Below are 24,507 nucleotides of genomic sequence, written 5' to 3' on the forward strand. Positions count from 1 at the left end.
TGCGATAATGGCATGGCGGTAGGCGCTTGCAGGGAGCGAGCAGGAGCCATAGGCTGCGGGCATGAAAACCCTGCTCCATTCCGCCGCTGCGCTGTCCGTCTGCGCCCTGTTCCCCGCTTCAGCGCAGGCTGCCTCGACGGCGCCGGACGTGGCGACGGCGATCGCGCGGGATCTGCCCGGGTTGATGACGACCTACCGCGACCTTCATTCGCACCCTGAATTGAGCAATCAGGAAGTGCGCAGCGCGGCCGTCCTCGCCAAGGCGGCGCGCGAGGCCGGTTTCACGGTTACAGAGAAAGTGGGCGGCACGGGCGTCGTCGCGGTGCTCAGGAACGGAGAGGGGCCGACCGTCCTGATCCGGGCGGACATGGATGGGCTGCCGGTGATCGAGCAGACGGGGGTGCCGTTTGCCTCGGTCCAGCGCGGAACGTCGACCGCGGGTGTCGAAAGCGGCATCATGCACGCTTGCGGGCACGACACCCACATGACCGCGTGGATCGAGACGGCGCGGCTGATGGCCGCGCGCAAGTCGCAGTGGTCGGGCACCCTGGTCATGGTCGGGCAACCGGCCGAGGAAACCGGGGAGGGTGCCTTGGCGATGCTCAAGGACGGGCTCTACAGCCGTTTCCCCAAGCCGGACTACACGCTGGCGTTTCACGATTCGGCGGATCTTCCGGCCGGGCAGGTGGGGGCTGCGGTGGGCTGGGCGCTGGCCAACGTGGACAGTGTCGACATCGACGTGAAGGGCATCGGCGGCCACGGTGCCTATCCGCAGGCGACCAAGGATCCCATCGTCCTGGCCAGTGCGATCGTCATGAAGTTGCAGACGCTCGCCAGCCGCGAGACCAACCCGCTCGATCCGGTGGTGGTCACGGTCGGCTCGTTCCATGCGGGTGCCAAGCACAACGTGATTTCCGACGATGCCAAGCTGCAGCTGACGGTGCGCAGCTACTCCGACGAGACGCGCAACCGCCTGCTCGACGGCATCCGCCGCATCGCGCGCGGCGAGGCGATCGCCTCGGGCCTGCCGGATCCGCTGATGCCGGTCGTCACCGTCAAGGAGCCGCATACCCGGGCGACCTGGAATTCGCCGGAATTCACGCAGACCGTCGTTGCCGATCTCAAGGCGCAGATGGGCGAGGCCAATGTCGTCGTCACCCCGTCCGTCATGGGCGGCGAGGACTTCGGCGAGTTCCGCCGCGCGGACGAGGACCACATCCAGTCGGTCATCTTCTGGGTCGGCGGGGTCGACCCCGCCAAGCTGGCGGCGGCGAAGTCGGGCGGCGCGCCCTTGCCATCGCTGCACAGCCCGTTCTGGGCACCGGTGGCGGACAAGGTCATCGCCTCGGGCAGCGAGGCGATCACGCTCACGGCGCTGCGGCTGATGCCGCGCCGATGAGTGCGGGGAAGGGGGCATCGTCCCCCTTTTTCGTCGGGGCTTGCTGTAAATCGGGCCGACGCTTTTTCGCTAAATACCGTTTCTGGCGGGAAATATCGCGCGTTTAACGGTTGCGCCCTGTCAGATTTACCGACAGTTTACCCATTATCGGTAGCTGTAGGGAAGGGCCGCGACCGGCCCGTTGACTGGCGAAACGCGCGACGATGATTCGTCTTTTCAAACACTATATCCCTCACGCCGTCGTGCTGCTGTGCTTCGTCGACCTCATTCTGCTGATGCTTGCCAACGAAGTGTCCTGGCGGCTGCGGGCCGAGCAGATCGGCATGGATCCGGGCGATGTCGTGCAGCGTTTCGGGGTTCACGCTGCCTTTGCCGGGGTGATTGTCATGGCGATGGTGGCGGTCGGCGTCTACGGCGCGGATGCGCTGCGATCGATGCGGTTTGCCGCGGCGCGGCTGCTGGTGGCGGTATCGCTGGGCATCATCGCGCTTTCGTTTGTCGATTTCCTGTTCGCCGGGCAGCATTTCTGGCGCTCGACGCTGGCCTATTCGATGGCCTTCGCGATCTTCCTGCTGATCGCCAACCGCCTGCTGCTGAGCGGCCTGCTCGGCACTTCGGCGTTCCGCCGCCGGGTCCTGGTGCTGGGCGCCGGGGACCGCGCGCAGCGCCTCTATCAGCTTGCCGAACGGCCGGAGAGCGGCTTTGCCATCGTCGGCTACATTGCCATGAGCGAGGCGCCGCCGGTCGTGGAGGAAGCGATCGCCCGCAGCGCGATCCACGATCTCACCCGTTTTGTCGGCAACCTCGGCGTCAGCGAAGTGGTGCTGGCGCTGGAAGAACGGCGCAACGCGCTGCCGCTCAAGGATCTGCTGCGGATCAAGACCACCGGCGTCCACGTCAACGAATTCTCCAGCTTCCTGGAGCGTGAGACCGGGCGGGTCGATCTCGATACCGTCAATCCCAGCTGGCTGATCTTTTCCGACGGGTTCTCATCCGGCCGCATGTTTTCGAGCGCCGCCAAGCGTGTCTTCGACGTCTGTGCCTCGGCGCTCCTGCTGGCTCTGACGGGCCCTGTAATCCTGCTGTTCGCACTGATCGTGAAGATCGACAGCCGCGGCCCGGCATTCTACCGCCAGCCGCGGGTCGGCCTGTTCGGCGAGCCGTTCGACGTCATCAAGCTGCGCTCGATGCGCACCGATGCCGAGGCGAACGGCGCCCAGTGGGCCGAGAAGGACGATCCCCGCGTCACCCGGGTGGGCCGCTTCATCCGCAAGGTGCGGATCGATGAACTGCCGCAGGCCTGGAGCGTGCTCAAGGGCGAGATGAGCTTTGTCGGCCCGCGGCCCGAACGGCCCCAGTTCGTTGCCGATCTCGAAGGGCAGCTGCGCTATTATGCCGAACGGCACATGGTGAAGCCGGGCATCACCGGCTGGGCGCAGATCAACTACCCCTATGGCGCCTCGATCGAGGATTCCCGGCACAAGCTCGAATACGATCTCTACTACGCCAAGAATTACACGCCGTTCCTCGATTTCCTGATCATCCTGCAGACCTTGCGGGTGGTGCTGTGGAGCGAGGGAGCGCGATGATCGATGCTCCGGCAGCCCTGATCTGGTCCGGTCTGGGCAGCGTGCTGCATCTGGCCGGCACGATCGCGGTGGCGAGCCTTGCCTTCTGGCTCTGGCCGCGCCGCAGCCGGTTTGCCCGTGCCGGCGTGCCGGTGGTCTGTGCGCTGTTCGTGACGGCGATCTGGGGGGTGGCCTCGGTCGCCAGCGGCGATGTGCTGGTGCGTTCCTTTGCCGAGACCGCGCGCAACCTCGCGTGGCTGGCGGCGGTCTATGCGCTGTTTGCCAGTGACGGGCGCCATGACAGCCTGGGGCCGATCCGGCCGGTGATCTACGCCCTGGTCTTTGTGGAACTGATGCACCTGGGCACCGACATCGGCCTGTCCCGGCTGGCGTTCGATTCGCGGGTGCTGGAAGTCGCGTTCGACTTTACCGTGATGTTCCGCCTGCTGGTCGCGGTAGGCGGACTGGTGTTGGTCCACAATCTCTATGCCGGGGCGCCGCGCGATGGCCGGGCGGCGCTGCGCTGGCCTGCTACCGGACTGGCGGTGCTCTGGGCCTTCGACCTCAATCTTTACACGGTAGCCTACCTCGGCAGCAAATGGCCGGTGGAACTGGGCGCGCTGCGCGGCATCGCCACGCTGGTTCTCGCGGCCTGCCTTGCCATTGGCGGTGCCCGCAACAGCGACGAACTGCGCCTGCGCCCTTCGCGGGCGGTGACGTTCCAGACCTTCTCGCTGCTGGTGATCGGGGGCTATCTTGTCGCCATGGTCGCGGTGGCCCAGTGGCTTGCCTATGTCGGCGGCGACTTCGCGCGTATCATCGAGCTGGCGTTCCTCACCCTGGCGAGTGCCTTTGCGCTTGTGGTGCTGCCCTCGCGGCGGGTGCGCGGCTGGCTCAAGGTGACGACGGCCAAGCACTTCTTCCAGCACCGCTACGATTACCGCGAGGAATGGCTGCGCTTCACCCGCACGATCGGCAGCGGCGGCGAACAGGCCCTGCCGCTGGCCGAGCGGGTCGTTCAGGCGGTGGCGGACGTCACTGCAAGTCCTGCCGGGCTGCTGCTCACCCCGGGCGATCAGGGTGATCTCACGCTCGCCGCGCGCTGGAACTGGCGCGATATCGAGGTCCCGGCGGTTGCCTATCCCGCCCGGGCGCTGGCTCCCTTCGAGCAGAACGCGTTCATCGCCGATCTCGACGATCAGCGCACCGGCTTCACGGCGACCGGTTATGAGGTGGAAGTACCGGCATGGCTGCTGGCCGAGCCGCGCGCCTGGGCGCTGGTGCCGCTGGTTCATTACGAAAGGCTGGTCGGCATGGTCGTGCTCGTCCGGCCGCAACTGGCCCGCAAGTTCGACTGGGAGGACTTTGACCTCCTGCGTGTCATCGGACAGCAGCTCGCCAGCTATCTGGCCGAGAACGCGAGCCAGGAAGCGCTGGCGGAATCGAGCCGGTTCGAGGACTTCCACCGCCGCATCGCCTTCGTGATGCACGACATCAAGAACCTCGCGAGCCAGTTCAGCCTGCTGGCGCGCAATGCCGAACTCCATGCCGACAAGCCCGAGTTCCGGGCCGACATGCTGGTGACGCTGCGCAATTCCTCGGACAAGCTCAATGCCTTGCTGGCGCGCCTGTCGCGCTACGGCAACGGCGCGGTCGATAAGCTGGAGCCGGTGCCCGCCGGAGAGGTCGCCCGCACGGTGATCGAGCGGTTCCGGGGCAATCCGCAAGTGGTTCTGGCGGAAACCATCGAGGTGATGGTGACGGCCAACCGCCATTCGCTTGAACAGGTGTTGCTGCATCTGCTGCAAAATGCGCTGGACGCCAGCCAGCCTGACAGCCCGGTGTTCCTCTCGCTGCTCAGCGATGGGCTGAATGCCCGTTTCGAGGTGCTCGATTCCGGTTGCGGCATGTCCGCCGAATTCGTGCGCAATCGCCTGTTCAAGCCGTTCGTTTCCACCAAGAGCGGTGGTTTCGGCATCGGCGCATTCGAGGCGCGGGAACTGGTGCGGGCGATGCGGGGCCGCCTCGACGTCGAATCGCGCGAAGGGCTGGGTTCGCGCTTTGTGGTGCGGGTGCCGCTGGCTGCCGCCACCGATTTCTACCAGACGCTTGCCGCCAAGGATCAGAAGGTAGCCTGAGATGACCGAGACTGCCGCAAAGGCGCCTGCGAAGGCTCTTCCCAAATTGCTGATCGTCGAGGACGATGCCGGGCTTCAGGCGCAGCTCAAGTGGGCTTACGAGGATTTCGAGGTCCTGATCGCCGGTGACCGGCCTCAGGCGATGGCCCTGCTGCGTTCGGAAATGCCCGACGTGGTCACGCTCGATCTCGGACTGCCGCCCGATCCCGATGGCGTGACCGAGGGATTCGCGGTGCTGGACGAGATCATGGCGCTCAAGCCCGATACCAAGGTCATCGTTGCCTCCGGGCACGGCGCGCGCGAATCCGCGCTTCAGGCGATCGCGCGCGGGGCTTACGACTTCTACCAGAAGCCGGTGGACATCGATGCGCTGGGCCTCATCGTGCGCCGCGCATACCAGTTGCACCGCCTCGAGGACGAGAACCGCCGTCTGGCTTCCAAGGTCGACAAGGACGACAAGGTGCTTGGCCGGATGATCACGGCGGCACCGGAAATGGTGCGGGTCGCCCGCACGATCGAGCGTGTGGCCAATACCAATGTCTCGGTCATGCTGCTGGGCGCTTCGGGGACCGGCAAGGAACTGCTGGCGCGCGGGCTGCACGAGGCGAGCGGGCGTGCCAAGGGCGAGTTCGTTGCGATCAACTGCGCCGCGATCCCCGAGAACCTCCTTGAAAGCGAGCTGTTCGGCCACGAGAAGGGGGCCTTCACCGGCGCCGTCAAGACCACGCCGGGCAAGATCGAGCAGGCCGGCGGCGGCACCCTGTTCCTCGACGAAGTGGGCGACATCCCGCTCCAGCTGCAGGTCAAGCTGCTGCGCTTCCTGCAGGAACGCGTGATCGAGCGGGTAGGCTCGCGCGAGTCGATCCCGGTCGACACCCGCATCGTCTGCGCGACCCATCAGGATCTCGAGGCGATGATCGCCGACGGGCGTTTCCGCGAAGACCTGTTCTACCGTCTCGCCGAGATCGTCGTGAAGATCCCGAGCCTTGCCGAGCGGCCGGGGGATGCCACGCTGCTCGCGAAAGTGTTCCTCAATCGCTATGCCAAGGAAATGAACCCGCGGGTGCGCGGCTTCTCGGCCGATGCGCTGGCGGCGATCGATGCCTGGCACTGGCCGGGCAATGTGCGCGAACTGGAAAACCGGGTGAAACGCGCGGTCATCATGGCGGACGAGAAGCTGGTCGGTGCCGTCGACCTCGATCTGGCCGAACCCGACCAGCAGATCGCCAATGCCCTCAATCTCAAGACCGCGCGCGAGCAGGCGGACCGCAAGGTCATCCGTCATGCGCTGGCGCGTAGCGAGGGCAACATTTCCAGCACGGCCAAGATGCTGGGCATCAGCCGCCCGACGCTTTACGATCTGCTCAAGCAGTACGACCTGCAGGGCTGAGCGCCAGCATCATGAACTGGTTGTGCGGGCTCGCCTCATAGTCGGCAAAGGGCGGGCATGAGGTGAAGCCCCGGCTGCGATAGAGGCCGATCGCGGGCTGGTGCAATGGGGCGGTGCCGGTTTCGAGGTAGAGCCGGGCATGGCCACGCGCCCGCGCCTCGGCAACGACATGATCGAGCAGGGCGCGCCCGACGCCGGTGCCGCGCGCATCGGGCGCTGCACGCATCGACTTCACTTCAGCGGCGTGTTTGTCCAGTTCCTTCAGTGCCGCGAACCCGGCCAGCGCACCGCCGCGCCAGGCGGTCCAGAAGGTCACGCCGGGAGCCGAAAGCCCGCTCGCATCGAGCGCGAAGGCGTGTTCACCCATGACCGCGGCGAGTTCGCGCAAGTGGTGCTCCAGCAGCGGTGCGACATGCGCCGCCGCCGGATCGTCGACCCTGATGTCCGGCGCCGTCACGCCCGATTACTTGGGCTGGTAGGTCTGTTCGGCACCGGGGAAGGCGCGCGAACGGACTTCCCGGGCATATGTCGCGGCGGCTTCGGAGACGAGTGCGGCCATGTCGGCATAGCGCTTCACGAAACGCGGAACCCGCTCGAACATGCCGAGCATGTCTTCGGCCACCAGCACCTGGCCGTCGCACTGGGCCGAGGCACCGATGCCGATCACCGGGATTTCGAGGCTTTGCGTCAGCGCGATGGCGATGGGCTCGATCACCCCCTCGACCACGACCGAGAAAGCACCGGCCTCGGCCACGGCCTTGCCGTCGGAGATGATCTTGGCATGCTCTTCCTGGCTGCGGCCGCGCGCACCGTAGCCGCCCAGCGCGTTCACCGCCTGCGGGGTCAGGCCGATATGGGCCATCACCGGGATGCCGCGGCGGGTCAGGAAAGCGATGGTTTCGGCCATGGCGGTGCCGCCTTCGAGCTTCACGGCGGCGCAGCCGGTCTCGGCCATGATCCGCGCGGCGGAGGCAAAGGCCTGTTGCGGGCTCTCTTCATAGGAGCCGAACGGCATGTCGACGACGACCAGCGAATGATAGCTGCCGCGCACCACCGCGGCGCCGTGCGCGATCATCATGTCGAGCGTGACGGGCAGGGTGGAGGGCAGGCCATAGATCACCTGGGCCAGCGAATCTCCCACCAGCAGGATGTCGCAATGCTCATCGAGAAGCTGCGCCTGGCGCGCGGTATAGGCGGTGAGCATGACCAGCGGCTCGGCCGTGATGCCGCCGGCCTTGCGGCGCTGGATGGCCGGTACCGTCAGGCGCTTCATCGGAGCCGGGGTGGGATTGGCGCGGCTGGTCGCGGTGTCGAGCTGGAAGGTCGTGGACATGGGCGTGCTTCTAGCGCCTCGTCCCCTCGCGGCAAACCCGCAAAGACGCATGCGAACATGTCCTTGAGCGGCCCGGAGAGTGCCCTGAAAGTACTTGAGGTATGCCCTTGGCGGCGTGTTTGCCCAATTTTGTCATCGAGATGCAGCAAACGTGGGGTTACCGATGCGTAAACCGCTTGCGCTGAGCACGCATCACGCTAGCGTCGCGCCCATACAAGAACTCGGGGGTCCTAATGTTCGGACGCGTAAAACCGCTCGACGCCATTTTGGCGACAGCGGAAAAGAAATCTCTTCACCGGTCGCTTGGACCTGTCCAGCTGACGCTGCTGGGCGTCGGCGCCATCATCGGTACCGGCATTTTTGTTCTTACCGCCGCTGCGGCCCAGAAGGCTGGCCCCGGCATGATGTGGAGCTTTGTCATCGCCGGCGCGATCTGCGCGGTGGCGGCCCTGTGCTACTCGGAACTGGCCTCGATGGTGCCGGTTTCCGGCTCCGCCTACACCTATAGCTATGCCGTTGTCGGCGAACTGCTGGCCTGGATGGTCGGCTGGGCGCTGATCCTCGAATATGCGGTGGCTGCCTCGGCCGTTTCGGTCGGCTGGTCGGGCTATTTCATGGGGCTTCTCAAGAGTTTGACGGGGTTCGAGTTACCCGAATTACTCTCCTCGGGGCCGGCATGGTCGCTTTCGGGCGTCGATTTCAGCCACGGCATCATCAACGTTCCCGCCATCTTCGTGGCGCTGGCGGTGACCTCGCTGCTGGTGATCGGCACCAAGGAAAGCGCGACCTTCAACGCGATCCTCGTCGCCATCAAGGTTGCGGCGCTGACGATGTTCATCGTCTTCACCCTGCCGCTGATGAAGGGCGAGCATTTCATGCCGTTCGCGCCCAATGGCTGGTTCGGTCCGGCGGGTAGCAGCGGCCTCGGCATCGTTGGTGCGGCGGCGTCGATCTTTTTTGCCTACGTCGGCTTCGACGCGGTTTCGACCGCGGCCGAGGAAACCAAGAACCCGCAGCGCAACGTGCCGATCGGCCTGATCGGCAGCCTGGCGCTGTGCACCGTGTTCTACCTGCTCGTCGCTGCCGGTGCCATCGGCGCTGTTGGCGCCCAGCCGACGGCAACGGGTGTTCAGCCCGGTTCGACCGAGTTCGCCATGCAGTGCGCCGCGCTCGCCAAGCAGGGCCAGGTTCCGCTGGTCTGCTCGAACGAGGCGCTCGCCCACGTCCTGCGCGCGGTCAACTTCTCGGTTGCCGGTGACCTCATCGGCCTGGCCGCGAACCTCGCGCTGCCGTCGGTCATCCTGATGATGCTCTATGGCCAGACCCGCATCTTCTTCGTGATGGCGCGTGACGGTCTGCTTCCCGAGAAGCTGGCGACCGTCCACCCCAAGTGGAAGACGCCGCACATCGTGACGATGATCACCGGCGTGTTCGTGGCCGTTGCTGCCGCGCTGCTGCCGGTGGGCCAGCTGGCCGACATCTCGAACTCGGGCACGCTGTTCGCGTTCCTGATGGTGTCGATCGCGGTGCTGATCCTGCGCGTGCGCGATCCCCAGCGCCATCGCCCGTTCCGCACGCCGCTGGTCTGGGTGGTCGCGCCGATCGCGATCGTCGGCTGCCTCGTGCTTTACTTCAACCTGCCGGTCGAGGCGATGCTGGTGCTCCCCGTCTGGGGCGGCCTCGGCCTCATCGTCTATTTTGCCTACGGCTACCGCAAGAGCCACATCGGCCGCGGTCTGGTCGAAGTGCACGAAGCGGATGCCGACGCGCCGCCGCAGCCGGTTCCGCCGGTCTGAGCGTTGCGTTCGCAAACTGGTTCGGGAAAGGGGAGCTTCGGCTCCCCTTTTTTGTTAGCTGGCACGTGGCCGTGCGCACGCTCGTGCACCGGATGCTCACTGCATTTGCCGGAATTATCCACAGCCTGGCAAAGGTGGTTCCCGGGCGTTTTGGTAAGATCAAATTTACCAATTCCTGCCACGGTGCAGGGCAGGCTCACCTAACCAGGTTAATGAAATGGCTGTCATCAAGGCACTGGTCCCGGGATTTCTGCTTACCTGGGTCGTTTCGCTCGTGATCGGCTCGCAAGGGTCGCGCGGAGGCATGCTGGTCATCACCCATACCTATTACCAGGGGCATGAACTCTACTGGTCCTGGCCCCTGTTCCTCGGAGCGACCGGCCTGGCATGGGCCATCTTCTCCCTGCTCGAATAAGTCCCTGGCGCTGCCGGGGGAGCGGATCGCCGAGAAGGACGTTCATCCGGTATGACGTCCCTGTTCGATCGGGCAGCGCTGGCCGCGCTGCTGCTGGCATGCCTGGGCCTCGCGGTGCTGAACTGGCTGCACGACCATCCCGGTTCCAATCCCTGGGCGCCGCTGGTGCTGGCCGAACGGCCCGGCTGGGCCACCGCGCGCAAGCTGGACGCCCTGCGCGCGGATGCGGGGACATGTAGGGCCTTTCTCCAGCACAGCGGCCTTGCCGACAATCCCTTGCCGCCGCAGGGGGACGGAGCCTGTCGCCGCGAGGATCGTCGGACGGTGCTGCTCGCCGAAGCGCAGCTTTCGCCGCAGCGGGCCGAGGCGACCTGCGCGGTCGAGGCGGGGCTGGCCTGGTGGCTGCGGCACGGTGTCCAGTCACGCGCAGAGGCGATCTATGGCAGCCCGGTCGTGGAACTGGAGCATCTCGGAACGGTGAACTGCCGCCGCATTGGAGGCGGCGACACGGGGGCCTGGAGCGAGCACGCCACCGGCAACGGCATCGACATTGCCGCTTTTGTGCTGGCCAATGGCCGCCGCATCGAGGTGCGCCGCGACTGGAAGGGTGGCGGCCGTGATGCCGCATTCCTGCATGCCGTGCGCGACCATGCCTGCGGGGCTTTTTCGACCGTGCTGTCGCCGGACTACAACGCCGCTCACGCCGACCATCTTCATCTCGACCAGATGCGCCGCCCGGCGTCGTGGAGCGTGTGCCGCTGATCGCATCGCGGGCGCTGCAGCGCCCTGATCCGGTGCGAATCCCGGCGTGGAATCGGGAGGCGACGAAGGGCGATTCCGCGAGTCCAAGAGGTCGAATCGGTTGCCGGGACAGTTCTGTGGGCAAGCTGTAAACAGGCTGTGGGAAGCATGTGGAAAAGCAAAGTCCGTGCTGGAACGGAGGATTCGCCGCGACTAGGAGGGGGCCTGCACCGCAATCGAAAAGCCATTTCGATCAAGCTGGTGCTGCCCGAAACCCTATCGATGGAGATCCTCATGACCGGGGCCGAACTGGCTCTCGCCCGCAAGAATCGCGGGTTGACCGAAGCAGAACTGGGCAAGGCGATCGGCTATCGCGATCCCGCGCGTGCGGTGCGCCGTCTCGAGGCGTCGAGCGCGGTCAATTCCCGGGCGCTGACGATGATCAAGGTGATTTTCGGAACGGTCGACAAGGACAACGTGCGCGAGCGAGGCTCGCGGCCGCGCATGGCGCATCCCGATCAGCTCTCATTTGCCTTCTGAGCGCGCTGGGCGCCTTCCAGGCGCTTCCAGGCGGGCCCGCAGAGAGGCTTGGAGGCGTCAGGGATTGGGGGAGCGTGTTGTGCGCAAATGTTGCTGTAGGCCGCTGTCCATGCAGCAGTTCTTCGCAAGGTTCTTGCGGGAGGTGTCTATATGGGAGGAGGATGGTCTCGTCAGCGAGACTGGTGACCCCTACGGGAATCGAACCCGTGTTTCAGCCGTGAGAGGGCCGCGTCCTGACCGCTAGACGAAGGGGCCAACAAGGGCATTTTGGTCTGCCGATCAAAGCACCGGAATGGTGACCCCTACGGGAATCGAACCCGTGTTTCAGCCGTGAAAGGGCCGCGTCCTAACCGCTAGACGAAGGGGCCAGCAAAGGCATTTTGCTCTACACTCAAAGCACCGGAATGGTGACCCCTACGGGAATCGAACCCGTGTTTCAGCCGTGAAAGGGCCGCGTCCTAACCGCTAGACGAAGGGGCCATCCGAGTTGCGCCGGAGGCAGGACCGGCCCTCTAGCGGTGGTCCCCCGGGGGGTCAACCCCCACATTGCGAATTAAATGAACTCTCTGTGTCGGTTTGCCGCAGGCAGTTGTTGAAAACTCGATTTCGGCCCGATTTACCGGGCATTGGGTGCCCCGGATTTTTTGTTCAGTCGAGGAACGCGGCATCGTCGACGTGGAGTTCGGCCTGCGGACGGCTGCCCCAATCGTCGATCTTGGCCCGTCCGGCGAGCCACAGGCGGCGTCCCTGCGAGGCGTGGAGCAGGGCCTGCCCGAGGTCGCTTTCGGCGGCGCGGAATGCCATCGCCTTGAAGCGGCCGCCGTCGTTGCCCCCAACGATCAGGCGCACGTGATCGGCGCCCACCGTGTCCGCCTTGAGGATGCGCACCGGGCCCACCGCGACGCGAGGGCCGGGCCAGCCCATGCCGTATGGGCCGGCACTCTCGAGGGTTTCCACGAGGTCAGGCGTCAGGCCTCCGGGGGCGAGCGCAAGGTCCAGCAGCATCGACTGGTGGGCGCTGGCATGGGCAACGTCGTTGGCGAGGCGGGAATCGAGCCATTCGGACAGCGCCTCCAGCTTGTCGGGAGCGATGGTGAGGCCCGCTGCCATGGCGTGGCCGCCGCCCGCGACCAGCAGGCCGGCCTCGCGCGCGGCAATGATCGCGGCGCCGAGGTCGACGCCGGAGATCGAGCGGCCGGACCCCTTGCCGTTGCCGTTCTCGTCGGCGTCCAGGGCGATGACGAGGGTGGGCTTGCCGGTCTTTTCCTTGATCCGGCCCGCGACGATGCCGATCACGCCCGGATGCCAGCCAGCCCCCGCGACAACGATGACCGCGCGGTTGTGCTGGGCGTGGAGCTGTGCCTCTGCCGCTTCCTGCACGGCCTGCTCGATGGCGCGGCGCTCGTCGTTGAGACGCGAGAGCTGGGCGGCGATGTCGCGGGCTTCGTCGGCGTCGGTGGTGGTGAGAAGCCGGACCCCGAGCGTCGATTCGCCGACACGGCCGCCTGCGTTGATGCGCGGGCCGAGCGCGAAACCGAGGTCGGAGCACGTCGGGGCGCGGCTGAGGCGGCTCGCATCGATGAGGGCGGACATGCCGATGTTGTCGCGCCGGGCCATGATCCGGAGGCCTTGCGCCACGAGGGCCCGGTTGAGGCCGTGGAGCGCGGCGACGTCCGCCACCGTACCCAGGGCGACAAGATCGAGCAGGGCAAAGAGATCGGGCTCGCGCCGGTTCGCGAAGAAGCCGCGGCGGCGCAGGACACGCACCGTCGCCACCGCCAGCAGAAAGGCGACGCCGACGGCGGCCAGATGGCCATGAGAGGCGGCAAGCTCGTTCTCGTCGAGGCGGTTGGGATTGACCAGCGCCATCGCGCGCGGCAGCACGGCGGCGCACTTGTGGTGGTCGACCACGACCACGTCGACGCCGGCGTTGCTTGCCATTTCCAGCGCTTCGTAGGCCATGGCGCCGCAATCGACGGTGACGATCAGGCTTGATCCTTCTCCGGCGATTCGCACCAGCGCCTCGCCGCTCGGGCCGTAGCCTTCGAGCAGGCGATCGGGGATGTAGTAGCGGGCCTCGTGGCCGAGTTCGCGCAGCAGCAGGATCAGCAGGGCGGCGCTGGTGGCGCCGTCGACGTCGTAGTCGCCGTAGATCGTGACCGTCTCGTTGGTGAGCACGGCCTGCGCCAGTCGCTCCGCCGCGGCGTCCATGTCGCGGAATTCCGAAGGGTCGGGCAGGAACGCGCGCAGCGAGGGATTGCGGTGCCGGTCGAGGTCTTCACGCGGAACCCCGCGCGAGAGCAGGAGCTGCGTGACGATATCGTCGGTCATGCCGCCGCCGAAGATGCCGTCGGGCTCTGAAAGGTCCATGTTGCCGCCGCGCCAGCGCCAGGATTTGCCGGAGAGCGAGCGGTCGATGCCGAAAACGGCTGCGGGTCGGGATGCCATGGCGGTCGGTTATACCACCCGGCGGCGAACGGCCAGTGCGCAGCGATACGGTTGGCGCGATGATCGCGAAATGGAGGGGGCGGAACGGCGCAATCATGCCTATGGGCGGGGCGATAATGGGCGTATGATCGCGGCGAAAAGCCGTGTGCATGGATGGAAGAGGAGGCGATCGATGATCGCAGTGGTCTGGCACAGCCGAACCGGCGCCGCGCGCGCCATGTCCATCGCCATTTCCGACGGGGCCGGAGAAGCGGCCTATCTGCTTCCGGCGGCGGAGGCGATGCCCGCGATCCTGCTGGGCGCGCAGGGTTATGTCTTTGTCTGCCCGGAAAACCTCGGCACCATGTCGGGCATGATGAAGGAGATGTTCGACCGGTGCTATTACCCGCTGCTCGGCCGGATCGAGGGGCGGCCTTATGCCACCGCCATTGCCGCCGGAAGCGATGGCAGCGGGGCACAGGCGCAGATCGACCGCATCGTCACCGGATGGCGTCTGCGCCGTGTCGCACAGCCGCTGGTCGTGCATCTCGACGCGCAGACGCCGCGCGAGATCCTCGCCGAAAAGACCGTTTCGCGCGAGGATCTGGGGGCCTGCTGCGAACTCGGCATGGCCTTTGCCGAGGGGCTGGCGCTGGGTATTTTCTGACGCCGCTTGCAGCCCGGCATTTCAATATTTTAACGCCACCCTCGGGGGTGCGTTCATGCTTGGTACGAAGGGCAGAACGGACTCGACGCCAGAGGCGAATTGATGCCAATTGTGACGGTGGAAACGGATGAGCCGGTGAGCCTTGATGTTCTGACTTGCGAAGGGCCCGTGCGCCATTCGGAGGGCGGTGTTTCGCTGCTGTTCGAAGCGGGCTGTCGTCCCTCGGCGGATGACATGGCCCGGTTGTTCGATGGCGGCGGGACGACCGCACGGATCAGTCACCGTCCCCGGCAGGATGAGGGTTGGCTGGAACTGCTGTCGAGCGGCCTGACGTTCGACATGTCCGGCCTGAAGCCGGGCGCAGGTTCGCCGGTGCCGGCACCGCAGCATGTCTATGGGTTCGAGCAGTCGATGCCCCGCTTCCAGGCTCTGGAGGCGGTGGAGATCGCGCCGGGGAGACATATCGCGGCAGGACGGGCGATGCTGCCGGTGGTGCGTACGCTGGCGGGGCTGGCGGCCGGGCTTGCACTGCAGGCACCGGTGGTAGCGGTGGTCTGGCACAGCGCGGGAACGGCGATGGCTCCTGCCTATTTCGCGCGAATCGTGATGAACTGGCTGGGCGGCGGGGCATTCCCCGCGCTCGGTCTTGCCGCATTGGTGCCTGCGCCGGACGGCAGCGTGGCCAGCCAGGGGCTTGCCGCGTTCACCGGACAGGAATTCCAGCTCGAAGCTGCCCAGGGCGAGGCGCGGGCCGAGACCATCAAGCTTGCCATCCGCGTGGCCGATTTTCTGGTGCGGCACGGCGCGATGACCCGGCCCGAACCGATCGAGGGCGGGAACGGGCTGTTTGCCGAACCTTCGCAAGTCGGCAACCTCGTGTGGATCTGGCGCCAGGGTTGAGGGAGCCGATCTACCTCTGCGGCAGTTCCTGTCTTTCCGAGCGGTCAACCGCAGGGGTCAGCCCGATTTTGATCCGGGGCTTCAGCGCCACCACTTGCTGCCGCGCGCCGTGCTCGTGCGCAAGTCGTTCGTCCGCATGTTCGCCGCCATCGGGCCGGAGCGGCGTCGTTTCGAGGATTTTCGCGATAATGGCCTGCTGCTGCCATGCCGCGAGGAGGCGGCGCTGCGCATGGGCCTGCCGCTCCACCGCGGCCCGCACCACGGCTATACGCAGCTGGTGGTGGAGCGGGTCGGCCAGATCGAGGCGGATTGGTGCACGGCGGACCGGCGCGATCCGCGGGGCGCGGCCATGGCCGCGCAGATGCGCCTGGATCTGCTGCGCAAGGCCTTGCGGCGCCTGCTGCTGACACCGAGCGCCCGTCGCCCCCTGCTCAACCGTCGCGATCCGCTCGGGCAGGGCATCGACTTTGCCGAACTCGACGCGATGGCTGAACTGCTGTGGCAGGGGACGGACGGCGCGGTTTCGGCAGCGCCGGCGACAGTCATGCCGCCGGGCGCAGCGTTCCTGCCGCCGTTCCCTCAATCGATGCCCGTGCGGCCACGCAGGCTGGCGACGGCCGACCGATATTCAGCTTCGAGCGCGGCGACGCGGTCGGCCACGGATTCGATCCGCTCCACCGCGCCTACGCCCTGACCGGCGCCCCAGATGTCCTTCCACGCCTTGGCTGCGGTATTGCCGCCCGAACCGAAGTCCATCGCGCTCTTGTCCCCCTCCGGCAGGTTGTCGGGATCGAGGCCCGATGCGAGGATCGATGAGCGCAGGTAATTGCCGTGGACCCCGGTGAACAGGCTGGAATAGACGATGTCGGAGGCATGGCTGTCGACGATCGCCTGCTTGTAGCCGTCGGCAGCATTGGCTTCGCTGGTGGCGATCCAGGAGCTGCCGATATAGGCGAAGTCGGCGCCCATCGCCTGGGCAGCGAGGATCGAACGGCCGCAGGAAATCGCGCCGGAGAGCGCCAGCGGCCCGTCGAACCAGCTGCGGATTTCCTGGACCAGTGCGAAGGGGGACTGCGTGCCGGCATGACCGCCGGCACCGGCGGCGACCGCGATCAGGCCGTCCGCACCCTTTTCGACGGCCTTGCGGGCAAAGCGGTTGTCGATCACGTCATGGAACACCGATCCGCCCCAGCCGTGCACGGCCGCGTTTACCTCGGGGATGGCGCCAAGCGAGGTGATGACCAGCGGCACCTTGTGCTTCTCGAGCACGGCAAGGTCGTCCTGGAGGCGGTTGTTGCTCTTGTGGACGATCAGGTTGACGGCGAAGGGCGCGGCGCAACCTTCCGTTTCCTCTTCGATCTTGCAAAGCCATTCGTCGAGCTGGCTGGCCGGACGGGCGTTCAGCGCAGGGAAGCTGCCGACGATCCCCGAGCGGACCTGGGCAATGACCAGTTCCGGGTTCGAGACGATGAACATCGGCGCCGCGATGACGGGAAGGCGCAAAGTATCGAAAGGCACAGGAAGAGGCATGTCCACTCCGTTTAATTGATCGATTAACTTCCGGCATAATTGGCGCGCGCGCGCCTGTCGAGAGCGGCGTAGCGCCACGGCGTTACTGTTCGTGGCGGAGCGGTGCGGGCGTGACGTGGCGTCCTGCTTCTGTAATGAACAGCATTGTCGATCATGAGGGGCCGAGCAGGGCGCCGGATCACGCACGAGGCCTGTCCATGGCCCGGCAAGGAGAGGACTACGCGATGTCAGAGGCTGCAACCGCCACGTTCGATTGTTCGGATATCGACCAGTATCTCGGCAAGGTCATCGATTCCGCGCCGATCCGCGAAGTGCTGGGCAACAACGACATTCGCCGCTGGGTCCAGGCGATGCATTATCCCAACCTGCTGCACTTCGACCCCGCCTATGCGGCTGCCAGCCGTTACGGCAAGCTGGTGGCGCCGCAGAGCTTCCCGATCGTCATGGACGACGGCCACGGCACCGCGCCGTCCTGCGTGGGCTGCATTCCCAATTCGCACCTGCTGTTCGGCGGCGACGAGTTCTGGCACTATGGCCCGCGCGTGTTTGGCGGCGATACCGTCACCAACGAGCGTATTCCCTTCGACTACGTCGTCAAGAACACCGGTTTCGGCCCGACCTGCTTCCAGCGCGGTGACAATTTCTATCGTAACCAGCACGGCGAACTGATCGCCAAGCAGCGCTCCACCGCGATCCGCTACCTCGCCCATGCCGGTGGGGACACCGTCAACACCGCCGAGTTCGAGGAGCCGGAATGGACCGACGAGGAGCTGGAGACGCTGGAAGAGCGCAAGTTTGCCTGGATCCGGATGCTCCATGAACTGGGGCACAAGGAACGCTGGTGGGATGACGTGACCATCGGCGACCAGCTGCCGGAGCGGGTGTTCGGTCCGCATACCGTGGCCAGCTTCACCACCGAGTGGCGCGCCTATCTGTTCACCACCTGGGGCACGCTGGATCGCCGCGAACTGGATCTTGCCGCACTGGGCTTCACGCCGGAAATGGCCGGTCACGAAAACGATCCCCATATGGAACGGATCAATCCGGAGCTGACGGATGGCGCCTATTTCGGGCCTTCGCGCGGGCATCTGTTCCCGAAATACGCCCGCAAGATCGGCATGCCGCGCGCGTATGGTTACGGCGCGTCGATGGGGGCGTGGGTGACGGACTACCTGTCCGGTTGGGCCGGGGAATGGGGCATGGTTGTCCACTCGACCGCCAATTATCGCGGGCCGGCGCTTTCGGGCGACGTCACGATCCAGACTGCCGAGGTGGTCGACAAGCTGGTGGACGATGAAGGCCGTCATCTGGTGCAGGTGAAGCACAAGATGACGAACCAGAAGGGCACGCTGATGTGCGCCGGCCTGGCCGAGATCGCGCTGCCCAGGAAGCCGGGCTGAGCGCGATCACGTGCCGGGGACGGCGGAGGGAGGGCTGGTCGGAGGGCTGGTCGGGGGGCTGGTCGGAGGTGCTGCGTCCGTGCTTGCGAGCCGCGGATTGGGGCCGAACCGGTTGCCGCCAGATGTCCCCGGTGCGACCAGGACCAGAAGGTAGGCAAAGGCGAAGGCCGGCAGCAGCGCCCAGTCGAGATAGCGGGTGACGGCCTCGATGTTGCCGCGCAGGCCCCAGCCCGCGGTATGCGAAATCGCATCGAGGGCAAGATTCTTGAAGCCGACGATGACCAGTGGAAGGCTCCACCAGCCGCGCAGGCCTATGTCGTGCATGCGCCGCACGAACAGGGCCAAAGCCGGAAGCGTGGTCGCCGCGGGAATTGCGAACTGTGTCCATGCCAGCGCCGCGCCTGACAGCAGCAGCGAGGAAATGGCCAGCAGAACCGCGTTGAGCAGCGTTGCCAGCACAAACCAGCCGATGACTTCACTGCGTGCCGAGCGGCCTTGCAGGCTGAACGTGCCCTGCAGCGTCTGCAGGGCCAGGTGCAGCCAGGATCGGATCTTGTCTTTCATACGCTACGGGCAATTCCGTGGCTGCTGGCGTCAAGCCCGGCGCGCTCGGCGGGCTCCGACACGCGCATCGGGAACAGGATCGAGGCCATGAGCGCGGCGATCGCGCTGACCACTGCCGACCAAATGGTGATGACGCCGATGGCGATGGCCTGCGCGGCGATCTGTCGGATCATGGTCTGGCCGCCAGCATAGCCGGTCCCGCCGAAATCCACGCTCTGGAACAGCGCGCAGAGCAGGCTTCCGGCGATGGCGGCCAGGCCGGCGGTGGCAAAGACCGCATTGGTATCGTCGATGGCGAGGCGGGCGAGCAGGCGTTTGCCGTACCAGGCCGCCAGCGCTCCGACCACACCGGTCAGCATGGCGCCGCCCGGAGAGACAAAGCCCGCGCCGGTGGCGACGGCGGCAAGGCCTGCCAGTACCGCCGGTCCCGGTTCGGCCAGCCCGGCCTTGCCGTCCTTGCTTGCCGACAGGCGGGCAAGGCCGATCCAGCTCACCACGCTGGCCGCCATGGCAATGTGGCCGTTGATGGCAGCGGCTGCCGCGGCGTCGCCCGCCGAGAAGGCCCATCCCGCGCAGAGCGCAATTCCGCCGATCCAGACAAGGCCGCTGCCGGTCAGCGACAGGGCATTTGCCTGCACGGCGGGGTCAGCGAGGCTGGCGGGGCAGGGGTCAAGGCGTCGGCCCATCATGAGCGCCACGACCAGCGCCGATATGCCCGCAGGCAGGAACAGCCCCAGCCCGCCGGCCCAGTCGAGCGCGCCGAGCGATCGGGCCAGCCAGCCGCCACCCCAGATCCAATGGGCGAGAGGCGCGGCGACCATTGCGGTCCAGAGCGCCGAGAACAGCATGACCCAGCCGAAGCGGGCCCGCTCGGCCCAGGCGCCGGTCATCAGCACCGGGGCGATGGTCGCCACGGCAAGCTGGAACAGCACGAAGGCACTCTCGGGAACCGCCGTACCGGGGCGAAGGTCGGAAAGGTGGATCAGCATCCAGGCATTGCCTGCGCCGATCCAGCCGCCGGAAACGTCCCCGAAGGCGATGGTGTAGCCGGCAACGGTCCAGACAAGCGTCACCACGGCGGTGATCGAGAGCGATTGCAGGAGGACGGACATCCGGTTGCCCGGCCGCAGCCGGCCGCAATGCTGGAGTGCGATCCCGGACAGGCCCGCCAGCAGCACCAGCGCGGCCGCCGCGAGCAGGGCGGCCGTGTCGCCGCTGTCCGCGCGGTCAGGCAAACCGGCCTGAGCCCAGGCCGGCACGGGCAGCGCGCCGAGCATGGCCGCAAGGGCCAAGGTGCTGCGCTTGATCATCAACATTCCCCTGAAACGCACCGGTCCCACGAACCGGCCCCCAGGGGCCAGTCTAGTGCAGGAAGTCGTGCATAGACAAGCGCATGCAGGGCGCAAGCAGGTTAGGTAAAAGCCCGATCAGGACAGTTGCGGGAGGACCTGGTCCGGCGGGCGGTGGCCGTCGACCCAGAAGCGGATGTTGGCGATGATCCTTTCGCCAGCGGCGCCGCGCCCCTCGTGGGTGGCGCTGCCGAGATGGGGCAGGGCGACGAGGTTGGGCAGTGCGAGCAGCCGCGGATCGACCCGCGGCTCGTTGGCAAACACGTCGAGACCCGCGCCGGCGATGCGGCCGTTTGCAAGCGCGTCGATCAGCGCCGGTTCGTCGACCAGTTGCCCGCGCCCGGTGTTGATCAGGCATGCGGTGGGCTTCATCGCGGCGAGGCGGCGGGCATCCATCAGCGCCGCGCCGCCGGGCAGGGCCGGGCAATGCAGGGTGAGGATGTCGCTTTCGGCGATCAGGCGGTCGAGGTCGGCTTCGTAACGGGCGCCGAACATCGTTTCGAGTGCGGTCGGCAGGCGGCGGCGGTTGTGATAGGTCACCTCCAGCCCGAAAGCACGGGCGCGGTGGGCGACGGCCTGGCCGATCCGCCCCATGCCGACGATGCCGAGCCGTTTGCCGGACAGCGCGCTTCCCAGCATCGCCGAGGGCCCCCAGCCCGACCACGCGCCGCGCCGCAGGACCTGTGCATTTTCGCCGAAACGCCGCATTACGAAGAGGATCAGCGCCATCGTCAGGTCGGCGGTGTCGTCGGTGAAGACGCTGGGAGTGTTGGTGACGACGATCCCGCGCGCCCGCGCAGCGTCTATGTCGATATGTTCGGTGCCGGCGCCGAAGTTGGCGATCAGCCCGAGTCGCGTTCCGGCTGCGGCGATCAGTTCGGCGTCGATGCGATCGGTTACCGTGGGAACCAGCACGTCGCAGTCGCTCATCGCGGCTGCGAGTTGCTCGCGTGACATCGCGAGATCGCCCGGATTGGCGACGAGTTCGAACAGTTCGGCCATGCGCGCTTCCACCTCGGGCAGAAGGCGCCGCGTCAGGATCACGCGGGGGCGGTCGCCATGGCGGTGGGCAAGATCGGTTTCGGTCACCAGAGTCATCGCCCTGACGGGCTATGCCTTCCACAGGCTCCCGGTCAAGCGGCCTTGAAGCGGCGCGGGGGAGCAAGGTATGAAAGCGCCATGACTATCCCAACCGCTTTCCGTGCCCGCAAGGGCGCACGCGCCTTTACCGTGGCAGTTCTTGCGGGCGCGCTTGCCGCATTCGCGGCCGCACCGGCCGGGGCGGAGGATGACAAGGTGCCGTACTGGGCCTCGATCGATGCCGACCTTGCCAACTTGCGGGTGGGGCCGGGCGAATCGTACCGGATCGACTGGGTCTACCGGCGGCCGCATCTGCCGGTGAAAGTGATCCGCCGCGAAGGGCCATGGCGTTTTGTCGAGGATCCGGACGGAACGCAGGGCTGGATGCGCGACCTGCTGCTGTCGCGTCAGCGCGCGGCGATGGTGCGCTCCAAGGCACCGGTGGAGATGCATGCCGAGCCCAGTCGCACATCGCCGATGCTCTGGCGCATCGAGTCCGGGGTCGTCGGCGTGCTGGGGGATTGCAAGAACGGCTGGTGTCCGTTCGATGTTGCCGGGCACAAGGGGTTTGTCGAACAGGAGCAGCTCTGGGGCACCGGCGCACCCTGAGCGTTCCGGCGGAACCGCATGGCCTGAAAAAGATAACCTCGCCGTTTCCGGCGAGGTTTTCTTTTTTGGGATCGGGTCGTTGGCGATCAGGCCAGTTCGACCGCGATCGCCGTGGCTTCGCCGCCGCCGATGCACAGCGAGGCGACACCCTTCTTCAGGCCCTTTTCCTTCAGGGCATTGATGAGGGTGACGATGATGCGGGTCCCCGAGGCGCCGATCGGGTGGCCGAGCGCGGTGGCGCCGCCGTGGACGTTCACCTTGTCGTGCGGAATGCCGAGGTCGTGCATCGCGAACATGGCGACGCAGGCGAAGGCCTCGTTGACTTCGAACAGGTCGACGTCCGAAAGCTGCCAGCCCACCTTGTCCATCAGCTTGGTGATGGCGCCGACCGGGGCGGTGGTGAACTTTGCCGGTTCCTGCGCGTGGGCGGCGACACCGACGACGGTGGCGACCGGGGCAAGGCCCTTGGCCTCGGCCACGCTCTTGCGGGTCATGACCACGGCGGCGGCGCCGTCCGAGATCGAGCTGGAGGTGGCGGCGGTGATCGTGCCGTCCTTGGCGAAGGCGGCGCGCAGCGTACGGATCTTGTCCGGGTTGCCCTTGGGCGGCTGCTCGTCGGTGTCGATCACCAGGTCGCCCTTGCGGGTCTTGACGGTGACGGGGACGACTTCGCCGTTGAACGAACCGTTGGCGATGGCTTCCTGCGCGCGGCGCAGGGATTCGATCGAGTAGTCGTCCTGGTTTTCGCGGGTCAGCTGGTACTCGTCGGCGGTCACCTGGGCGAACGACCCCATCGAGCCGCCTTCGTAGGCGTCTTCGAGGCCGTCGAGGAACATGTGATCGTAAAGGGTGTCGTGGCCGGCGCGGGCGCCCGAGCGGTGCTTCTTCGACAGGTACGGCGCATTGGTCATCGATTCCATGCCGCCGGCGATGATCACGTCGAGCGAGCCGGAGGCGAGCGCCTCGGCCCCCATGATCACCGTCTGCATGCCCGAGCCGCAGACCTTGTTGACGGTGGTGGCCTGGACCGACTTCGGCAGGCCGGCCTTCAGCGCAGCCTGGCGGGCAGGGGCCTGGCCGAGACCTGCCGGCAGCACGCAGCCCATGTAGATGCGTTCGATGTCGTCACCGGCAACGCCGGCGCGCTCGACCGCGGCCTTTACCGCGGTTGCACCAAGATCGGTTGCCGAGACCTCCGCGAGCGAGCCTTGCAGGCCGCCCATCGGGGTGCGCGCGTAAGAGAGAATGACAATTGGGTCCGAAGCCGAGATTTGGGCCATTATTATGCCTTTCACGCTGGGAAACAGGTATCCTTGGCAAGTGAACTAGTGTTGCGCTGCATCAATTGCAATTGGCGACTCTGGCGTTAACGGTGGCGAGGATGCTCCATCCCCACGGCGTTGGGCCACTGTTCCGGGCACCTTTTTATGCAATCTGGCTGCGAAATCTTGCATCTGTAAGGCGATAGGGCTTGCCGGGTGAAGCAGGGGCCTATCCCGCGGCGCTCCTTGGGTTTCCGGATGATGCCGGATCATGGCGATAGATGTCTGGAGAGTGGCTTGTTGCGAATGCGTTGCAATGCAACGAACTTGGGCCGATTATTCCGCTCGGACACCTTGCGATAGGGGGAGGGCTGTCCTAAGGACGCCCGCAACGACCGGGCGTTGCCATTGGCATGAGTCCGGCTGCCGTAATCCGGTATGAGGCCAGAACCATTGACTGATCTGTCACAATACCTGCCGATTCTGATCTTCCTCGTGATCGCGCTCGCGCTCTCGTCGGTGATCGTGCTCCTGCCGCTGGCCGTCTCGCGCCTGACCGGCACCCACAACCCGAGTGCCGACAAGAACAGCGAGTATGAATGCGGCTTCCCCGCATTCGAAGACCCGCGCAGCCAGTTCGACGTGCGCTTCTATCTCGTGGCGATCCTTTTCATCGTCTTCGACCTTGAAGCCGCATTCCTGTTCCCCTGGGCCGTGTCGCTCAAGCTGACCGGCTGGGCCGGCTGGCTGACGATGATGGTGTTCCTCGGTGAACTGGCCATCGGCCTCGCCTATGCATGGAAGAAGGGAGCTCTGGACTGGGAATGAGCACTCTCGTGAACTCTGCCGGCCAGCCCCTGGCGCCGGCCGCAAGCCAGGGCGGTGCGATCACGCCGCCCGATCAGTCCTTCTTCAAGGACCTCAATCAGGAAGTGTCCGACAAGGGCTTCCTTGTCACCTCGACCGAGGAGCTGTTCCAGTGGGCCCGTACCGGCTCGCTGTGGTGGATGACCTTCGGCCTCGCCTGCTGCGCGGTCGAGATGATCCACGTGAACATGCCGCGTTACGACATGGAGCGCTTCGGCGCCGCGCCGCGCGCGTCCCCGCGCCAGTCGGACGTGATGATCGTGGCCGGCACGCTGTGCAACAAGATGGCTCCGGCGCTCCGCAAGGTCTACGACCAGATGTCGGACCCGAAGTACGTCATCTCGATGGGCTCGTGCGCCAACGGCGGCGGTTACTATCACTACAGCTACAGCGTCGTGCGCGGTTGCGACCGGATCGTCCCGGTCGACATCTATGTGCCGGGCTGCCCGCCGACCGCAGAAGCGCTGCTCTATGGCGTGATGCAGTTGCAGCGCAAGATCCGCCGCGTCGGCGCGCTCGATAGGTAAGGACG

At 66.2% G+C, this 24,507-nt stretch carries 23 protein-coding genes and 3 tRNA genes; 15 read left to right on the forward strand and 11 right to left on the reverse strand.

Features of this window, described 5'->3' with window-relative positions; genetic code table 11:
- Nucleotides 1-61: 61 nt before the first annotated feature.
- The 4 genes from CA833_RS14475 to prsR all read left to right on the forward strand — a co-directional run bounded on the left by CA833_RS14475 (nucleotide 62) and on the right by prsR (nucleotide 6,495).
- Complete coding sequence (locus CA833_RS14475) at nucleotides 62-1,399, forward strand: amidohydrolase (protein ID WP_207078418.1); 1,338 nt, start codon at nucleotides 62-64, stop codon at nucleotides 1,397-1,399.
- A gap of 203 nt (nucleotides 1,400-1,602) precedes the next feature.
- Nucleotides 1,603-2,988, forward strand: a complete 1,386-nt coding sequence (locus CA833_RS14480) for a TIGR03013 family XrtA/PEP-CTERM system glycosyltransferase (RefSeq protein ID WP_207078419.1) — start codon at nucleotides 1,603-1,605, stop codon at nucleotides 2,986-2,988.
- Nucleotides 2,985-5,105, forward strand: a complete 2,121-nt coding sequence (gene prsK, locus CA833_RS14485) for an XrtA/PEP-CTERM system histidine kinase PrsK (protein ID WP_207078420.1) — start codon at nucleotides 2,985-2,987, stop codon at nucleotides 5,103-5,105. The genes CA833_RS14480 and prsK overlap by 4 nt, the downstream gene beginning before the upstream one ends.
- A 1-nt stretch (nucleotide 5,106) precedes the next feature.
- Nucleotides 5,107-6,495 (forward strand): PEP-CTERM-box response regulator transcription factor, encoded by a 1,389-nt coding sequence (gene prsR, locus CA833_RS14490; protein ID WP_207078421.1) that lies wholly within the window; start codon nucleotides 5,107-5,109, stop codon nucleotides 6,493-6,495.
- Here prsR and CA833_RS14495 read toward each other — a convergent pair.
- Nucleotides 6,470-6,952, reverse strand: a complete 483-nt coding sequence (locus tag CA833_RS14495; protein WP_242526119.1) for a GNAT family N-acetyltransferase — start codon at nucleotides 6,950-6,952, stop codon at nucleotides 6,470-6,472. The two genes, prsR and CA833_RS14495, sit on opposite strands and share 26 nt — an antisense overlap.
- Before the next feature lie 6 nt (nucleotides 6,953-6,958).
- The gene (gene panB / locus CA833_RS14500) at nucleotides 6,959-7,828 is read right to left on the reverse strand and encodes a 3-methyl-2-oxobutanoate hydroxymethyltransferase (protein WP_142634144.1); all 870 of its coding nucleotides are present in this window, start codon (nucleotides 7,826-7,828) and stop codon (nucleotides 6,959-6,961) included.
- 233 nt (nucleotides 7,829-8,061) lie between these two features.
- Between panB and CA833_RS14505 the strand changes: the two genes are divergently transcribed.
- The 4 genes from CA833_RS14505 (at nucleotide 8,062) to CA833_RS14520 (ending at nucleotide 11,320) form a co-directional block, all read left to right on the forward strand.
- A complete protein-coding gene (locus CA833_RS14505; protein ID WP_207078422.1) occupies nucleotides 8,062-9,624 on the forward strand; it encodes an amino acid permease in 1,563 nt (520 codons plus the stop codon).
- A 217-nt stretch (nucleotides 9,625-9,841) separates the two neighbouring features.
- Nucleotides 9,842-10,039, forward strand: coding sequence for a hypothetical protein (locus tag CA833_RS14510; protein WP_142634140.1), 198 nt, complete (start codon nucleotides 9,842-9,844; stop codon nucleotides 10,037-10,039).
- A gap of 51 nt (nucleotides 10,040-10,090) precedes the next feature.
- Nucleotides 10,091-10,801 (forward strand): extensin family protein, encoded by a 711-nt coding sequence (locus tag CA833_RS14515; RefSeq protein WP_207078423.1) that lies wholly within the window; start codon nucleotides 10,091-10,093, stop codon nucleotides 10,799-10,801.
- 240 nt (nucleotides 10,802-11,041) lie between these two features.
- Nucleotides 11,042-11,320: a hypothetical protein gene (locus tag CA833_RS14520; protein WP_207078424.1), complete on the forward strand. Its 279-nt coding sequence runs from the start codon at nucleotides 11,042-11,044 to the stop codon at nucleotides 11,318-11,320.
- Between the two features lie 180 nt (nucleotides 11,321-11,500).
- Here CA833_RS14520 and CA833_RS14525 read toward each other — a convergent pair.
- The 4 genes from CA833_RS14525 to recJ form a co-directional block, all read right to left on the reverse strand.
- Nucleotides 11,501-11,575, reverse strand: a tRNA-Glu gene (locus tag CA833_RS14525).
- Between the two features lie 38 nt (nucleotides 11,576-11,613).
- Nucleotides 11,614-11,688: transfer RNA gene (locus CA833_RS14530), tRNA-Glu, on the reverse strand.
- A 37-nt stretch (nucleotides 11,689-11,725) separates the two neighbouring features.
- Nucleotides 11,726-11,800, reverse strand: a tRNA-Glu gene (locus tag CA833_RS14535).
- A gap of 168 nt (nucleotides 11,801-11,968) precedes the next feature.
- Nucleotides 11,969-13,768, reverse strand: coding sequence for a single-stranded-DNA-specific exonuclease RecJ (recJ, locus tag CA833_RS14540; RefSeq protein WP_142634026.1), 1,800 nt, complete (start codon nucleotides 13,766-13,768; stop codon nucleotides 11,969-11,971).
- Nucleotides 13,769-13,940: 172 nt separating this feature from the next.
- On the opposite strand from recJ, the gene CA833_RS14545 reads away from it, so the two are divergent.
- The 3 genes from CA833_RS14545 (at nucleotide 13,941) to CA833_RS14555 (ending at nucleotide 16,008) form a co-directional block, all read left to right on the forward strand.
- Nucleotides 13,941-14,414 (forward strand): flavodoxin family protein, encoded by a 474-nt coding sequence (locus CA833_RS14545; RefSeq protein ID WP_242526120.1) that lies wholly within the window; start codon nucleotides 13,941-13,943, stop codon nucleotides 14,412-14,414.
- Between the two features lie 135 nt (nucleotides 14,415-14,549).
- On the forward strand, nucleotides 14,550-15,314 hold the full coding sequence (locus CA833_RS14550) for a hypothetical protein (RefSeq protein ID WP_242526121.1): 765 nt from the start codon (nucleotides 14,550-14,552) through the stop codon (nucleotides 15,312-15,314).
- Nucleotides 15,262-16,008: an AHH domain-containing protein gene (locus tag CA833_RS14555; protein WP_255535832.1), complete on the forward strand. Its 747-nt coding sequence runs from the start codon at nucleotides 15,262-15,264 to the stop codon at nucleotides 16,006-16,008. Before CA833_RS14550 ends, CA833_RS14555 begins: the two co-directional genes overlap by 53 nt.
- Here CA833_RS14555 and CA833_RS14560 read toward each other — a convergent pair.
- Nucleotides 15,894-16,844 (reverse strand): nitronate monooxygenase family protein, encoded by a 951-nt coding sequence (locus CA833_RS14560; RefSeq protein ID WP_207078425.1) that lies wholly within the window; start codon nucleotides 16,842-16,844, stop codon nucleotides 15,894-15,896. The two genes, CA833_RS14555 and CA833_RS14560, sit on opposite strands and share 115 nt — an antisense overlap.
- 224 nt (nucleotides 16,845-17,068) lie before the next feature.
- Between CA833_RS14560 and CA833_RS14565 the strand changes: the two genes are divergently transcribed.
- Entirely contained in the window at nucleotides 17,069-18,244 is a 1,176-nt protein-coding gene (locus tag CA833_RS14565) for a MaoC family dehydratase N-terminal domain-containing protein (RefSeq protein ID WP_142634022.1), read from the forward strand.
- A gap of 6 nt (nucleotides 18,245-18,250) precedes the next feature.
- Here the strand turns inward: CA833_RS14565 and CA833_RS14570 are convergent, their stop codons facing one another.
- The 3 genes from CA833_RS14570 to CA833_RS14580 all read right to left on the reverse strand — a co-directional run bounded on the left by CA833_RS14570 (nucleotide 18,251) and on the right by CA833_RS14580 (nucleotide 21,255).
- Nucleotides 18,251-18,808 (reverse strand): DUF805 domain-containing protein, encoded by a 558-nt coding sequence (locus CA833_RS14570; RefSeq protein ID WP_207078426.1) that lies wholly within the window; start codon nucleotides 18,806-18,808, stop codon nucleotides 18,251-18,253.
- Nucleotides 18,805-20,118 (reverse strand): ammonium transporter, encoded by a 1,314-nt coding sequence (locus CA833_RS14575; RefSeq protein ID WP_207078427.1) that lies wholly within the window; start codon nucleotides 20,116-20,118, stop codon nucleotides 18,805-18,807. Before CA833_RS14575 ends, CA833_RS14570 begins: the two co-directional genes overlap by 4 nt.
- Before the next feature lie 117 nt (nucleotides 20,119-20,235).
- A complete protein-coding gene (locus CA833_RS14580; protein WP_207078428.1) occupies nucleotides 20,236-21,255 on the reverse strand; it encodes a D-glycerate dehydrogenase in 1,020 nt (339 codons plus the stop codon).
- 81 nt (nucleotides 21,256-21,336) lie between these two features.
- On the opposite strand from CA833_RS14580, the gene CA833_RS14585 reads away from it, so the two are divergent.
- The gene (locus CA833_RS14585) at nucleotides 21,337-21,846 is read left to right on the forward strand and encodes an SH3 domain-containing protein (RefSeq protein ID WP_142634016.1); all 510 of its coding nucleotides are present in this window, start codon (nucleotides 21,337-21,339) and stop codon (nucleotides 21,844-21,846) included.
- Nucleotides 21,847-21,932: 86 nt separating this feature from the next.
- On the opposite strand, the gene CA833_RS14590 is transcribed toward CA833_RS14585, so the two are convergent.
- Nucleotides 21,933-23,126: an acetyl-CoA C-acyltransferase gene (locus CA833_RS14590; RefSeq protein WP_142634014.1), complete on the reverse strand. Its 1,194-nt coding sequence runs from the start codon at nucleotides 23,124-23,126 to the stop codon at nucleotides 21,933-21,935.
- Between the two features lie 435 nt (nucleotides 23,127-23,561).
- Between CA833_RS14590 and CA833_RS14595 the strand changes: the two genes are divergently transcribed.
- On the forward strand, nucleotides 23,562-23,936 hold the full coding sequence (locus CA833_RS14595; RefSeq protein WP_142634012.1) for an NADH-quinone oxidoreductase subunit A: 375 nt from the start codon (nucleotides 23,562-23,564) through the stop codon (nucleotides 23,934-23,936).
- Nucleotides 23,933-24,502 carry an NADH-quinone oxidoreductase subunit B family protein gene (locus CA833_RS14600; RefSeq protein WP_207078429.1) on the forward strand — a complete coding sequence of 190 codons (570 nt, stop codon included), beginning with the start codon at nucleotides 23,933-23,935 and terminating at the stop codon, nucleotides 24,500-24,502. Before CA833_RS14595 ends, CA833_RS14600 begins: the two co-directional genes overlap by 4 nt.
- Nucleotides 24,503-24,507: the final 5 nt, after the last annotated feature.

The organism is Novosphingobium sp. KA1 (genome assembly GCF_017309955.1).
In the GTDB taxonomy this organism is placed as follows: Bacteria; Pseudomonadota; Alphaproteobacteria; order Sphingomonadales; family Sphingomonadaceae; genus Novosphingobium.